Source organism: Variovorax sp. V15 (genome assembly GCF_041154425.1).
Classification (GTDB): Bacteria; Pseudomonadota; Gammaproteobacteria; order Burkholderiales; family Burkholderiaceae_C; genus Variovorax; species Variovorax guangxiensis.
The window spans coordinates 6,717,670-6,729,843 of the sequence record NZ_AP028659.1; the positions used below are offsets into that span (position 1 = coordinate 6,717,670).

Sequence of the window (12,174 nt, forward strand, 5' to 3'; positions counted from 1 at the left end):
GCCGAAGCACGCAAAAGCGTTCAGAAGCAGCAAGCGGATCGGAACCCTTCAGGGAAAACCCGAACCGCTTCAGCCACAAGCCGCACGATGCGGCTTTTTTTTCGGGCCACGCTAGAGGCAGTAGAGAACAACGCCTCCGGACACCGAAGCACAAGGACCCGCGCCATGCCCGAAACACCTCCGTCCACCGAACTGCGCGAAGAGATGCGCGGGCCCGTCATGTGGCTCACCATCGAGCGCGAGGAGCGCCGCAACGCCATCAGCGGCGCCGTACTCGCCGGCCTGGGCGATGCCATCGCACGTGCCAACAACGACAGCGCGGTGCGCGCGGTAGTCATCACCGGCGCGGGCACACGTGCCTTCTGCGCGGGCGCCGACCTGCAGAGCGGCACCTCCTTCAAGTTCGACTACGCCGCGCCCTACCAGGGCTTCGCCAACCTCTTCCGCCAGGCCCGGCAGTCGACCGTGCCGCTGATCGCGCGCGTCAACGGCGCCTGCATGGCGGGCGGCATGGGCCTCATGGCGATGTGCGACATGGCGGTGGCCAGCAGCCACGCGGTGTTCGGCTTGCCCGAAGTGAAGGTCGGCCTCTTTCCCGCGCAGGTGCTCAGCGTGCTCGGCGGCCTGCTGCCGCGCCGCGTGCTGGCCGAGATGTGCATCACCGGCGAGCCCATCGACGCGGCACAGGCGCTGGAACTGAATCTCGTCAACCGCGTGAGCGACGACGTCGACGAGAGCGTCGACTGGCTGCTCGGCCGCATGCTCGACAAGTCGCCCGCAGCCATCCGCCGCGGCCTCTACACCATGAAGAAGATCGAGGCCATGGCCTTCGAGGAATCGATGGCCTTCACCGAAAGCCAGATCGGCCTGTTCGCGCTCACCGAGGACGCGGCCGAAGGACAGCTCGCCTTCCGCGAGAAGCGCAAGCCACAGTGGAGCGGACGATGAGCGGCAGCGGCAACATCGACGAACGCATCGTCCGCATCGGCGGCGCCTCCGGCTTCTGGGGCGACAGCAGCGTGGGCGCGCCGCAGCTCGTGGCCAGCGGCCGGATCGACTACCTCGTGTTCGACTACCTCGCCGAGCTCACCATGTCGATCCTCGCGGGCGCGCGGCTCAAGAAGCCGGAGCTCGGCTACGCCACCGACTTCGTCTCGGTGGCGATGAAGGCCGTGCTGAAAGACGTCGTGGAACAGGGCATCCGCGTGGTGAGCAACGCGGGCGGCGTCAACCCGCAAGGCTGCGCCGATGCATTGGCCGCGCTCGCGGCCGAACAGGGCATCGCGCTGAAGATCGCCGTGGTGAGCGGCGACGACGTGTCGCCGCTGCTGCCCGGGCTGCGCAAGTCGCAACCGCCGGTGCGCGAACTTCAGAGCGGCGCCGCGCTGCCCGAGCGCGTGCTCACCGCCAACGCCTACCTCGGCGCGCAGCCCATAAGGGCCGCGCTCGATGCGGGCGCGCAGGTCGTCATCACCGGCCGCTGTGTCGACTCGGCCGTCACGCTCGGCGTGCTCATGCATGAATTCGAGTGGCAGCCGGACGATCTCGACCTGCTCGCCGCAGGCAGCCTCGCCGGCCACATCATCGAATGCGGATGCCAGGCCACGGGTGGCCTGCACACCGACTGGGACACCGTGCCCGACTGGCCCAACATCGGTTACCCCATCGTCGAATGCAGCGCCGACGGCAGCTTCGTCGTCACCAAGCCCGCGGGCACCGGCGGCAAGGTCACGCCCGCGGTGGTGGGCGAGCAGATGCTCTACGAGATCGGCGACCCCGCCGCCTACCTGCTGCCCGACGTGGTGGCCGACTTCACGCAGGTGCGCATCGAGCAGGCCGGCGAGCACCGCGTGCGCGTGCACGGCGCTCGCGGCCATGCACCGACTGCGAGCTACAAGGTCAGCGCCACCTACGTCGACGGCTTCAAGACGGCGGCGCGGCTCACCATCGTGGGCTTCGACGCGGTGGCCAAGGCGAAGCGAACGGGCGAAGCCATCCTCGCGCGCACCGGCGCGCTTTTCTCGCAGCATGGCCTTGGCCCCTACAGCGGCACGCAGCTCGAAGTGCTGGGCGCGGAGTCCTGCTACGGACCGCACGCGCGCGCATCACAGACGCGCGAAGCGGTGCTGCGGCTTGCGGTGACGCACCCGCGCAAAGAAGCCCTGGAACTGTTCGCGCGTGAGGTCGCTCCGGCCGGTACATCGTGGGCTCCGGGCACCACCGGCGCGGGTGGCGGACGCGCCTCGGTTTCCCCATCGATCCGTCAGTACGCGTTCCTGCTCGACAAATCACTGGTCGAGGCATCGGTGGTCATCGATGGAAAGCACATCGATGTTCCCCGCCCCCAAGTCCCGTCGCCAGCCGAGGTGGCCAAGCCCACCTCTTCGCCTGCCAGAGCCATCAAGACGGAGATCACCGCTTCCGATGCCGACAGCATCGAAGTACCGCTGCTGCGCCTGGCCTGGGCCCGCAGCGGCGACAAGGGCGACACCTCGAACATCGGCGTCATCGCACGTCACCCTGCCCTGCTACCGCTGTTGAGCGATCAACTCACCGAAGCACGCGTGGCCGATTGGCTCGCGCACCTCGTCAAGGGGCAAATCACGCGCTACGAGGTGCCCGGCATCGACGCCTACAACTTCGTCTGCGAGCAGGCGCTGGGCGGCGGCGGCATGGCCTCGCTGCGCAACGATCCGCTCGGCAAGGGCATGGGCCAGATCCTGCTGGCCATGCCGGTGCGCGTGAGCCCGGCACTGCTGGCACTGCTCGCCTAGCACCAATCCGTCAACCGTGCGACAGCAGGGTTGAGGCGGCGCGCTTAGCCTTGCGCCCCATATCAACTCTGCTTTCGATCGCACGATGTCCACCCTTTTCGACCCCGTACAGGCCGGCGACCTGAAGCTCGCCAACCGCATCGTCATGGCGCCGCTCACGCGCAACCGCTCGCCGAACGCCATTCCGCCCGACATCGCCGCCACCTACTATGCGCAGCGCGCCAGCGCGGGCCTGCTCATCACCGAAGCCACCGCCATCAGCCACCAGGGCCAGGGCTACTCCGACGTGCCCGGCCTCTACGGCACCGAGCAACTCGACAGCTGGAAGCGCGTGACCGAAGCCGTGCACGCCAAGGGCGGCAAGATCGTGGTGCAGCTGTGGCACGTGGGCCGCGTCTCGCACAACGAACTGCAACCCGGTGGCGGAAAGCCCGTCGCCCCCTCGGCCATCACCGCCAAGACCAAGACCGTGCTCATCAAGGACGGCGTGCCCACCTTCGTCGACACCTCCGAGCCGCGCGCGCTGGACGCCGGCGAACTGCCGGGCATCGTCCACTCCTACGCGGTTGCCGCTCGCAGCGCCGTGGAAACCGCAGGCTTCGACGGCGTGGAAGTCCACGGCGCCAACGGCTACCTGCTAGACCAGTTCCTGAAGGACGGCAGCAACAAGCGCACCGACGACTACGGCGGCAGCATCGAGAACCGCGCCCGCCTGCTGCTCGAGGTCACGCGCGCCGTGGTCGACGCCGTCGGCGGCGGCAAGACCGGCATCCGCCTGTCGCCCGTCACGCCCGCCAACGACGCGCACGACAGCAACCCGCAGCCGCTCTTCAACTACGTGGTGAAGCAGCTCGCCACGCTCGGCCTGGCCTACATCCACATCATCGAAGGCGCCACCGGCGGCCCGCGCGAGATCGAGGACCGCCCCTTCGACTACGAGGCCCTCAAGGCCGCGTACCGCGAAGCCGGCGGCAAGGGCGCATGGATGGTCAACAACGGCTACGACAAGCCGCTGGCCGAGGAAGCGTTGAAGGAAGGCGACGACCTCGTGGCCTTCGGAAAGCCCTTCATCTCCAACCCCGACCTCGTGCGCCGCCTGCGCGAGAACGCGCCGCTGAATCCGCTCGACAAGGCCACCATGTACGGCGGCGGCGCCAAGGGCTACACGGACTATCCGGCGCTGGCCTGAAGCCGGAAGCGGCCATGGCAAGATGCGGCGGACCCGTTCGTCCGCCGCCAGCAAGGAAGGAGAAATGCCATGGCCCGCATCGCGCAACGACTGGCCGATTCAGGCCTCGTATTGCCACCCGCAGTCACGCCGCCTCCCGGCGTCGTGCTGCCATTCCGGTTCGTGCGCATCGTCGGCCGGCGCGCACTGATCTCGGGCCATGGCCCGCTCAATGCCGACGGCACCATCGCCGCGCCGCTGGGCAAGCTGGGCCGCGAGCTGAGCGTCGAACAGGGCTACACCGCCGCTCGGCTCACCGCGCTCGCGATGCTGGGCAGCCTGCAGCGCGCCCTCGGCGACCTGGACCGCATCACCGCATGGACGCGCGTGTTCGGCATGGTCGCCTGCGCACCGGGCTTCGACAAACAGCCGGCCGTCATCAACGGCTTCTCCGATCTCATCCTCGAAGTCTTCGGCCCCGACATCGGAGCGCATTCGCGCAGCGCGGTGGGCATGGCGGAGCTGCCTTTCAACATTCCGGTGGAGATCGAAGGCGAGGTGGAGTTCGACGCATGAGCACCACGCCCTGGACACTGCGGCGTGCCGATGTTGCTGATGCCACGGCCATCACCGAATGCGCCGTGGAAGCCTTTCGCCACTACATTCCGCGCCTCGGCCTCACGCCCATTCCGATGACGAAGGACTATGGCGCGGCGATCGCGAACGCGCAGGTCTGGGTGGCGCAACAGGAGAAGCGCATCGTCGCAGCGCTGGTGCTCGACATCACCGAAGAGGGCTTCCTGATCGACGTGATCGCGGTGCGCCCCGCGCAGCAGGGCACGGGCGTGGGCCACGCGTTGCTCGAACTGGCGGAACAGAGGCGCTGCGGCAGGGCCATGACTCAATCCATCTCTTCACCAACGAGAAGATGACCGAGAACCGCGCGCTCTACGAGCGCATCGGCTACGTCGAATACAAGCGCCTCGCACTCGCGCAGCGCACCCGCGTGTTCATGCGCAAGCCGTTGAAGTGAGGTCTTCTGCGATGCAGCTGGAACGCATTCATCACGTCGCCATCATCTGCGCCGACTACGCGGTGTCGAAGCGCTTCTACACCGAGGTGCTGGGCCTGCGCGTGGTGGCCGAGAACTACCGCGCCGCGCGCGATTCGTACAAGCTCGATCTCGCCCTGCCCGACGGCTCGCAGATCGAGCTCTTCTCCTTCCCCGGCGCGCCCGCGCGGCCTACCCGGCCCGAGGCACAGGGACTGCGGCACCTGTCCTTCGAAGTGCACGATGTGCAAGCCGCCGCCGACGAACTCGCGGCGCAGGGCATTGCGGTGGAGCCCTTGCGCATCGACGAATACACCGGCCGGCGCTTCACCTTCTTCGCCGATCCCGATGGGCTGCCGCTCGAACTCTACGAGGCCGCGCCGGGCAAGGAACTCGAAGCGCTGCTGCTGGAGCTCGAAGGCGCGCTGCATCTGCGCGAGGTGCGCGCGAGCGCTGCACGGCTGGAAGAACTGCTCGACGACGACTTCCACGAGCTCGGCGTCTCGGGCACTGTATGGACACGCGCCGCCATCATCGAGGCGCTGCGCGACGAAGCCTTCTCCGAACGCACGATCTCGGACTTCCGCGTGCTGCGCATGGCCCTCGATGTGGCTCTGGTCACCTACCGCGCGCACCGGGAAGCCATTCCACAGCGCCCGGCGGCCGACTCCCTGCGCAGCTCGCTATGGAAGCGGCGCGCGGGCCGCTGGCGCATGGCCTTCCACCAGGGCACGCCGCTCGCCTGAGCGCTCAGGCGACTTCACCGAACGCCACGCTCACCCGCAGGCCCGTGGGCTCCGCCGCTTCGAGCCGCAGCTCGGCCCCCAGCAGCTCCGCATAGCGCGAGACGATCGACAGGCCCAGCCCGGAACCTTGCCCCAGCTTCTCTCCTGCAGGGCCTTGCGCCCACCGCTGCATCAAGGCGCGCTGGGCTTCGAGCGGAATGCCGGGCCCGTCGTCGATCACGCTCAACGTGTGGCCCGCGAGCTCTACGGTGATGGTGCGGCCTCCATAGCGCAGCGCGTTGTCGATCAGGTTGTCGAGGATGCCCTCGACCAGCGCCTCGTTGGCCTGCACCACCACGACGTCGTCGAGGCCGCGCGCGCCCAGGTCGACGCCGCGCGCATCGGCACGCCCCAGGTGCCGAAGCACCGTCTGCTCGGCCAGCACGTCGAGCCGCACAGGCACGCGCTTGAGCTCGGTGCGGGCCTCCTCGGCCAATGCGAGCGCCAGCAGCTGGTCGATGAGGTGGCTGGCGCGCGCCTGCCGCTCCGACACGCGCTCGAGCTGCTCGCGCCACACATGGGTGTCCTGCTGCGCCAGCCCGTATTCGGCCAGTGCGCGGATGCCCGCCAGCGGCGTGCGCAGCTCATGCGCCACGTTGCCGACGAACTCGCGCTGCGCCTGCACGCTGTTGCCCAGGCGCTCGAACAGCGAGTTGACCGCATTGCCCAGGCGCTGGATCTCGCGCGAAGTCTGCGCCACCGCCACCGGAGAGAGGTCGCGCACGTCGCGCCGGTCGAGCGCGCGCTGCAGGTCGCCCAGCGGCCGCAGGTCGCTGCGGATGCCGTACCAGAGCCATATCGCGAGCAGTATCAGCAGCACGATCTGCGGCGCGAGCGCATAGCCCAGCAGCTGCCGCACGAGCGCGGCGCGGCTCAGCGTGGTCTGCGCAATGATCACGCGATAGGGCATGCTGATGTCGGGCTCGGCGTCATGCTCGAGCACCACCGCGCGCAGCGTGCTGCCCTCGTAGTTCACGTCGGAGAAGCGGTAGCGCGAGCCGTCCACCGGCAGCGGCGCCTGCAGGCCCGCCTGGCCGGAGATCAGCGAGCCGTCGAGCCGCTGCACCGCGAAGTACACCTTGTCGACTTGGTCGAAGAGCACGGTGGCCACTTCGCGCGGCGTGAGCATCAGCTCGATGCCGCGCTCGCCCGCCTGCACGTTGGCCGACAGCGCATAGGCGTCGTCGAGCATGCCTCGGTCGAAGGCCTGTTCGGAGAAGTAGTTGGCGATGACCAGCGCGATGACCGCACCCACCATCCACGTGAGCGCCAGCGGCACCAGCACGTTGCGCAGCACGCGCTGCGTGAGCGAAGGCGCGCGCACCGCAGCCGGCTGCGATTCGGCGATGGTCTGTTGCTGCTGCCCGTTCACGCGCGGACCGGCGTCGATCACACCTCGGCTTCGAGCAGGTAGCCGATGCCGCGCAGCGTGCGGATGCTCGCGCCCGTGCCCTGCAGCTTCTTGCGCAGGCGCGAGATGAAGGCCTCGAGCGCGTTGTCGCCGAGCGACTCATCGAAGCTGGACAGCTTGTCGGACAGCGCACGCTTGCTCACCGTACGGCCCGGCGGGCTCATGAGCTCCCAGAGCACCTCGAACTCGCGCGCGGGCAGGTCGAGCGGCCCGCTCGCGGTGGAGAAGCGGCGTGCCTTGCGGTCGAGCTTGAGCTGGCCCAGCAGCACGATGTCTTCCGTGCCCTTGGCACGGCGCACCAGTGCACGAAGGCGCGCTTCGACCTCCGCCAGGTCGAAGGGCTTGCCGAGGTAGTCGTCGGCACCCGCGTCGAGGCCGGCGATGCGTTCCTCGGTGCGCCCTCGCGCCGTGAGCACCAGCACGGGCGTGCGGTCGCCGCGCGCGCGTGCCTGCCGAAGCGCGGTGAGGCCGCTCGCGAGGCCGCTGGTCGGGCTCGCGGTGGCGGGCAGGTTGAGGTCGAGCAGCACCGCATCGAAGGGCTGCACGCGCCACAGGTGATCGGCGTCTTCCACGTTGGTGGAAACGTCGACACGGTGGCCTGCATCGGCAAGGCTGCGCACCATCACGTCGCGCAGAACGGTGTCGTCTTCGACAAGCAGAATTCGCATGGTCTTTGAATGGTTGGGGGTAATCTGCCTTGCGAACGACGGGTCAGCGGCCGGTCAGTCGCTCCAAGCGATAAACGCAACATGAGCATACGACAGCACGATGAATCACGGGCCACTTTCATGGCCTGCGCCACACGATGAGTGCGCGCGAACCCTCCGATCTGCTGAGCCTGGTTCCTCCGGAGGTGCAGCGCACCGCCGTGGTCCTGCTGCATGGTTTATGCAGCACGCCTGACGAGTTGCTGACCGTGCAGTCCGCACTGCGCAGCCGGGGCTATCCGGTCCATCCGCTGTCGATCGAGGGTTACTCGTTCGACGCCAGCGCGCCGATGCAGCGCGCGGCGCCGTACGAACGCTGGCTCGACGCGATTCAGGCACAGGTGAAGTCGCTGCGCGAGCGGCACGACCGCGTGATGCTGGTCGGCATCTCGGCGGGCTCCTCGCTGGCACTGGGCGCGGCCATCCGCTGCGGCAGCGAAGTCGATGCGCTGGTGCTCATGTCGACCACGCTGCGCTTCGACGGCTGGGCCATTCCGCGCACGCAGTTCCTGCTGCCGCTGGCCTTCTACACGCCGCTGGGCAGGCTCTGGCAATACCGCGAGCGCCCGCCCTATGGCGTGAAGAACGAGCGCGTGCGCGCCTGGATCGAGCGCGAGCTGCGCCACCGCAAGATCTCGCGCGCAGGCAGCTCGGTCATCGGCGTGAGCCACCTGCGCGAGCACGACAGGCTCATCCGCCATGTGCGCCGCAACCTGCACGGCGTGCAGTGCGGCAACGTGCTGGCGCTGCACGCCCAGCAGGACGAGGTGGCCAGTGTGGCCAACCTGGGCATCCTCGCGCGCGGCCTGCGCTGCCGCGCGTTCCGTGCCGTCGTGGTCGCCAACAGCTACCACATGATCACCATCGACAACGATCGTCAACAGGTCGTGAGCGAAACAGTGTCATTCGTCGACGCGGTGGCGCATGGCACGATGCCCGAGCATCCGCTGTACGCCTGACAACTTCGACCACGTCCGAAAGGAAAGCATTTCCATGTCTTCTTCCGATCTCTCCTCGCCCACCTTCAACAGCATCGCGGCGATCCTGCAGACCGACTTCCGCGTCGACCCCGCAGCCATCTCGCCCGCCACCGCGCTGACCGACCTCGGCCTCGACTCGCTCGCGCTGATGGAGTTCGTCTTCGCCGTCGAGGACGCTTTCCACCTGCGCATTCCCGAAGAGCGTCTCGACCCGCGCGAAGCCGGCATCACGCTGCAGCGCCTGTGCGAAGTGATCGACGCGGAGAGCGCCGGCGCTGTTGCGGCCCAGCCCGCCGAAGCAACCGCATGAGCAGCGGCGCCGCTCACTCCGTGCTCGCGGCCTCCGCCGCGCGCGCCGCATCCGCACCCGTGCGTGTGAGCGGCATCGGCTTCGTCACGCCCATCGGCCGCACCGTGGAGGCCTTCGACGAGGCCCTGTTCGCGGGGCGCTCTGCCGTGCGCGCGCAGACGCTGGAGATCCAGGGCATGGACCCGATGACGCTGGCCGTCGCGGCCTGCGACTTCGACTCGAACGGCGTACGCAGCACCTCCCGCCTGCCACTGGATCGCGGCACCGCCATGGCACTGGCCGCCGCGCAGGACGCCGCCGGCGAAGCGAAGATCGACCTCGACAGCATCGACCGCGACCGTCTCGGCATCTTCTGGGGCAGCGGCCTCGCGGGCGCCGGCACCTTCGACAACACCACCAGCACGCTCTACGGCGAACAGCGCCGCATGCGCCCGACCACCGTGCTCACCGTGATGCCCAACGCCGCCGTGGCCGAGCTCGCCCTGCACTTCGGCGCGCGCGGCTCGGGCATCGCCTATGCCTGTGCCTGCGCCTCCTCGGCCGTGGCCATCGGCGAGGCGATGCGCGCCATCCGCGGCGGCTGGATCGACGTCGCCATCGTCGGCGGCCACGACGCCATGCTCACGCCCGGCGTGATGGCCAGCTGGCACGCCATGCGCGTGATGGCGCCGCCGCCGGCGGATGCGCCTTCGACCGCATGCCGGCCCTTCTCGGGCGACCGCGCGGGCTTCGCCATCGGCGAGGGCGCCGCCGCGCTGGTGCTCGAATCCGAAGCGCACGCCGCTGCGCGCGGCGCCGAAGCCGCGCCCTTCGTGCTCGCAGGCTACGCCACCAACTGCGACGGCACGCACATCACCAACCCCGACACCGCGGGCCAGGTGCGCGTGATGCGCGCCGCGCTGCGCGACGCGGGCATCGAGCCTTCCGAGATCGGCCACATCAACGCGCACGGCACGGCCACCTCGGCCGGCGATGCAGCCGAGGCCGCGTCGATCCGCGAAGTGTTCGGCAACACCGTGCCGGTGAGCGCGACCAAGGCGATCCACGGCCACGTGCTCGGCGGCGGCGGCGCGATCGAGCTCGTCGCGACGCTGCGCGCGCTGGCACGCGAAGCGCTGCCGCCCATCGCCAATCTGCAGACGCCCGACGCCGCCTTCGATCTCGACTTCGTGCAAGGCGAGGCTCGCGAGGCCAAGGGCATGCGTTACGCACTGTCCAATTCCTTCGCTTTTGGCGGCACCAACGCCGTCATCGTGGCTGGCCGCGCGTCCGATCGCTGAAGATTCACTGAACGCTTCCTGAAAAATCGCGCGGTGCACCGGCTGGTTGTTTTCGTCGTGCCGGTGTTCGCGCTGCTCATGGCGTGCGAGTTCGCATGGGGCTGGCTGAAGCGGCGCAACACCTACCGCTTCGGCGACACCATCGGCAGCCTGAGCCAGGGACTGCTGAGCCAGGCGCTCTCGGTGTGCACGCAGCTCTTCCAGATCGGCCTCTACGCGCTGATCTATCCGCTGGTCGCGATCTGGACGCGGCCCGCCTTCTGGGACAGCGCCATGGGCTGGATCGCTGCGGTGCTGCTGTTCGACTTCTTCGACTACTGGCTGCACCGCGCGGGGCACGAGTCGGCCGTCTTCTGGGCCGCGCACTCCGTGCACCACCAGAGCCAGCACTTCAACTTCTCCACCGCGCTGCGGCAGGAAAGCACGGTGGCCTTTCTCGGCTGGGCCTTCTACCTGCCGATGGCGGTGATCGGCGTGCCGCCGGAACAGTTCGGGCTCGCGGGGCTGATCGTGCTGGTCTACCAGTTCTGGATCCACACCGAGCACATCGGCAAGCTGGGCTGGTTCGACCGCGTGTTCTCCTCACCTTCGAACCACCGCGTGCATCACGCGGTGAACGACCAGTACATCGACCGCAACTACGGCGGCATGCTCGTGGTGTGGGACCGCATGTTCGGCACGTTCGCCGAAGAGACCGAACGGTGCGTCTACGGCACGCGCAAGGCGCTCGCGAGCTTCGACCCGATGCGCGCGATCCTCGGCCCCTACATGCCGCTGCTGCGCGATGCCTGGCACGCGAAGCGCTGGCGAGACAAGATCGCCGTGTGGTTCAAGCCGCCGGGCTGGCGGCCGGCCGACGTGGCTGCGCGCTTTCCGGAACCCGCGTTCTCGCTGGAAGAAGCCATGCACATCCACGCCCCCGTGCTCACGCGTCCACAGGTCGCGTCGGCGGCCCTCCACTTCGCATGCTGGGTCGGCGTGACGCTGGCCTTTCTCTGGCGCGCGGACGATCTCGCCTTCCACACCGGGCTGACGCTTCTTGCACTCTCGGTCGGCGGCTTCTGGTCCATCGGCGCGGTGCTCGATTCGCGGCTGCGTCTGCGATGGGCGTGGTGTGCGCAGGCGGCGCTTCTGGCGATCTCGGCGGTACTTCTCTTCGGCTGACCGCCACGCATACGCCGCCCGCTATGCTCGGCGCCTTCACCGTTGCGGGGCACCCATCATGCGCAGGCTGGCCACTCCCGAAGACATCGACACCGTCTTCGCCCTCTACATGCACGAGAAGGTCGTGCCCTACCTGGGCTACGACCCGATGCCGCTGGAAGACTTCAGGCCGATCTACCGGCAGCTGCTCGATGGTGGCGACTTCTTCGTCTACGAACGCGACGGCCGCATCGCCGGCTTCTACCGGGCCTCGCGCTACCCGGGCCGTGTGCGGCACGTGGCCAGCCTCGGCACGCTGGCTGTAAACCCCGCACTGCATGGCCAGGGCATCGCGCTGGCAATGGTCACGGATGCAATCGAGCGGCTGAAAGCGGACGGCGTCAGGCGCATCGAGCTCATCGTGGAAAGCGACAACGCACCGGCGCTGCGCTTCTACGAAAAGCTCGGTTTCGAACGCGAAGGCACGCTGCGCAGGTTCTACAAGCGCGCCACGGATGCGCAGGCCATCGACGACCACATCATGGCGCTGCTGCTCGACTGAGCG

The 12,174-nt window shown here is 68.5% G+C and carries 13 protein-coding genes; 11 read left to right on the plus strand and 2 right to left on the minus strand.

Going from position 1 to position 12,174, the window contains the following annotated elements:
* The first annotated feature begins 165 nt into the window (after positions 1 to 165).
* From ACAM57_RS31745 to ACAM57_RS31770, 6 genes are all read left to right on the plus strand, one after another.
* Positions 166 to 948: an enoyl-CoA hydratase/isomerase family protein gene (locus tag ACAM57_RS31745; protein WP_369660191.1), complete on the plus strand. Its 783-nt coding sequence runs from the start codon at positions 166 to 168 to the stop codon at positions 946 to 948.
* Complete coding sequence (locus ACAM57_RS31750) at positions 945 to 2,774, plus strand: acyclic terpene utilization AtuA family protein (protein WP_369660192.1); 1,830 nt, start codon at positions 945 to 947, stop codon at positions 2,772 to 2,774. Before ACAM57_RS31745 ends, ACAM57_RS31750 begins: the two co-directional genes overlap by 4 nt.
* Before the next feature lie 85 nt (positions 2,775 to 2,859).
* Positions 2,860 to 3,963 carry an alkene reductase gene (locus ACAM57_RS31755; protein ID WP_369660193.1) on the plus strand — a complete coding sequence of 368 codons (1,104 nt, stop codon included), beginning with the start codon at positions 2,860 to 2,862 and terminating at the stop codon, positions 3,961 to 3,963.
* A gap of 69 nt (positions 3,964 to 4,032) precedes the next feature.
* Complete coding sequence (locus ACAM57_RS31760; RefSeq protein WP_126020737.1) at positions 4,033 to 4,518, plus strand: RidA family protein; 486 nt, start codon at positions 4,033 to 4,035, stop codon at positions 4,516 to 4,518.
* Positions 4,515 to 4,874, plus strand: coding sequence for a GNAT family N-acetyltransferase (locus ACAM57_RS31765; protein WP_369660194.1), 360 nt, complete (start codon positions 4,515 to 4,517; stop codon positions 4,872 to 4,874). The genes ACAM57_RS31760 and ACAM57_RS31765 overlap by 4 nt, the downstream gene beginning before the upstream one ends.
* A gap of 112 nt (positions 4,875 to 4,986) precedes the next feature.
* A complete protein-coding gene (locus tag ACAM57_RS31770) occupies positions 4,987 to 5,739 on the plus strand; it encodes a VOC family protein (protein WP_126020741.1) in 753 nt (250 codons plus the stop codon).
* Between the two features lie 4 nt (positions 5,740 to 5,743).
* On the opposite strand, the gene ACAM57_RS31775 is transcribed toward ACAM57_RS31770, so the two are convergent.
* Positions 5,744 to 7,126 (minus strand): sensor histidine kinase, encoded by a 1,383-nt coding sequence (locus ACAM57_RS31775; RefSeq protein WP_184639810.1) that lies wholly within the window; start codon positions 7,124 to 7,126, stop codon positions 5,744 to 5,746.
* Positions 7,127 to 7,167: 41 nt separating this feature from the next.
* Complete coding sequence (locus ACAM57_RS31780) at positions 7,168 to 7,857, minus strand: response regulator transcription factor (protein ID WP_126020743.1); 690 nt, start codon at positions 7,855 to 7,857, stop codon at positions 7,168 to 7,170.
* Positions 7,858 to 7,994: 137 nt separating this feature from the next.
* Here ACAM57_RS31780 and ACAM57_RS31785 point away from each other — a divergent pair, with 137 nt between their 5' ends.
* The 5 genes from ACAM57_RS31785 to ACAM57_RS31805 are packed head-to-tail and all read left to right on the plus strand — an operon-like array spanning position 7,995 to position 12,171.
* Positions 7,995 to 8,855, plus strand: a complete 861-nt coding sequence (locus tag ACAM57_RS31785) for a carboxylesterase (RefSeq protein ID WP_184639069.1) — start codon at positions 7,995 to 7,997, stop codon at positions 8,853 to 8,855.
* A gap of 34 nt (positions 8,856 to 8,889) precedes the next feature.
* Positions 8,890 to 9,186 carry a phosphopantetheine-binding protein gene (locus tag ACAM57_RS31790; RefSeq protein WP_126020746.1) on the plus strand — a complete coding sequence of 99 codons (297 nt, stop codon included), beginning with the start codon at positions 8,890 to 8,892 and terminating at the stop codon, positions 9,184 to 9,186.
* Positions 9,183 to 10,466 (plus strand): beta-ketoacyl synthase, encoded by a 1,284-nt coding sequence (locus ACAM57_RS31795; protein WP_369660195.1) that lies wholly within the window; start codon positions 9,183 to 9,185, stop codon positions 10,464 to 10,466. The genes ACAM57_RS31790 and ACAM57_RS31795 overlap by 4 nt, the downstream gene beginning before the upstream one ends.
* Before the next feature lie 33 nt (positions 10,467 to 10,499).
* Positions 10,500 to 11,630, plus strand: coding sequence for a sterol desaturase family protein (locus ACAM57_RS31800; RefSeq protein WP_369660196.1), 1,131 nt, complete (start codon positions 10,500 to 10,502; stop codon positions 11,628 to 11,630).
* Positions 11,631 to 11,688: 58 nt separating this feature from the next.
* Positions 11,689 to 12,171, plus strand: coding sequence for an N-acetyltransferase family protein (locus tag ACAM57_RS31805; RefSeq protein WP_369660197.1), 483 nt, complete (start codon positions 11,689 to 11,691; stop codon positions 12,169 to 12,171).
* Positions 12,172 to 12,174: the final 3 nt, after the last annotated feature.

What these genes read in the sequence shown, in the direction of transcription:
- ACAM57_RS31750 (WP_369660192.1), top strand. Translation starts at nt 945, where the DNA reads ATGAGCGGCAGCGGCAACATCGACGAACGCATCGTCCGCATCGGCGGC.
- ACAM57_RS31795 (WP_369660195.1), top strand. Translation starts at nt 9,183, where the DNA reads ATGAGCAGCGGCGCCGCTCACTCCGTGCTCGCGGCCTCCGCCGCGCGC.
- ACAM57_RS31780 (WP_126020743.1), bottom strand. Translation starts at nt 7,857, where the DNA reads ATGCGAATTCTGCTTGTCGAAGACGACACCGTTCTGCGCGACGTGATG.
- ACAM57_RS31790 (WP_126020746.1), top strand. Translation starts at nt 8,890, where the DNA reads ATGTCTTCTTCCGATCTCTCCTCGCCCACCTTCAACAGCATCGCGGCG.
- ACAM57_RS31760 (WP_126020737.1), top strand. Translation starts at nt 4,033, where the DNA reads ATGGCCCGCATCGCGCAACGACTGGCCGATTCAGGCCTCGTATTGCCA.
- ACAM57_RS31745 (WP_369660191.1), top strand. Translation starts at nt 166, where the DNA reads ATGCCCGAAACACCTCCGTCCACCGAACTGCGCGAAGAGATGCGCGGG.
- ACAM57_RS31755 (WP_369660193.1), top strand. Translation starts at nt 2,860, where the DNA reads ATGTCCACCCTTTTCGACCCCGTACAGGCCGGCGACCTGAAGCTCGCC.
- ACAM57_RS31765 (WP_369660194.1), top strand. Translation starts at nt 4,515, where the DNA reads ATGAGCACCACGCCCTGGACACTGCGGCGTGCCGATGTTGCTGATGCC.
- ACAM57_RS31785 (WP_184639069.1), top strand. Translation starts at nt 7,995, where the DNA reads ATGAGTGCGCGCGAACCCTCCGATCTGCTGAGCCTGGTTCCTCCGGAG.
- ACAM57_RS31770 (WP_126020741.1), top strand. Translation starts at nt 4,987, where the DNA reads ATGCAGCTGGAACGCATTCATCACGTCGCCATCATCTGCGCCGACTAC.
- ACAM57_RS31805 (WP_369660197.1), top strand. Translation starts at nt 11,689, where the DNA reads ATGCGCAGGCTGGCCACTCCCGAAGACATCGACACCGTCTTCGCCCTC.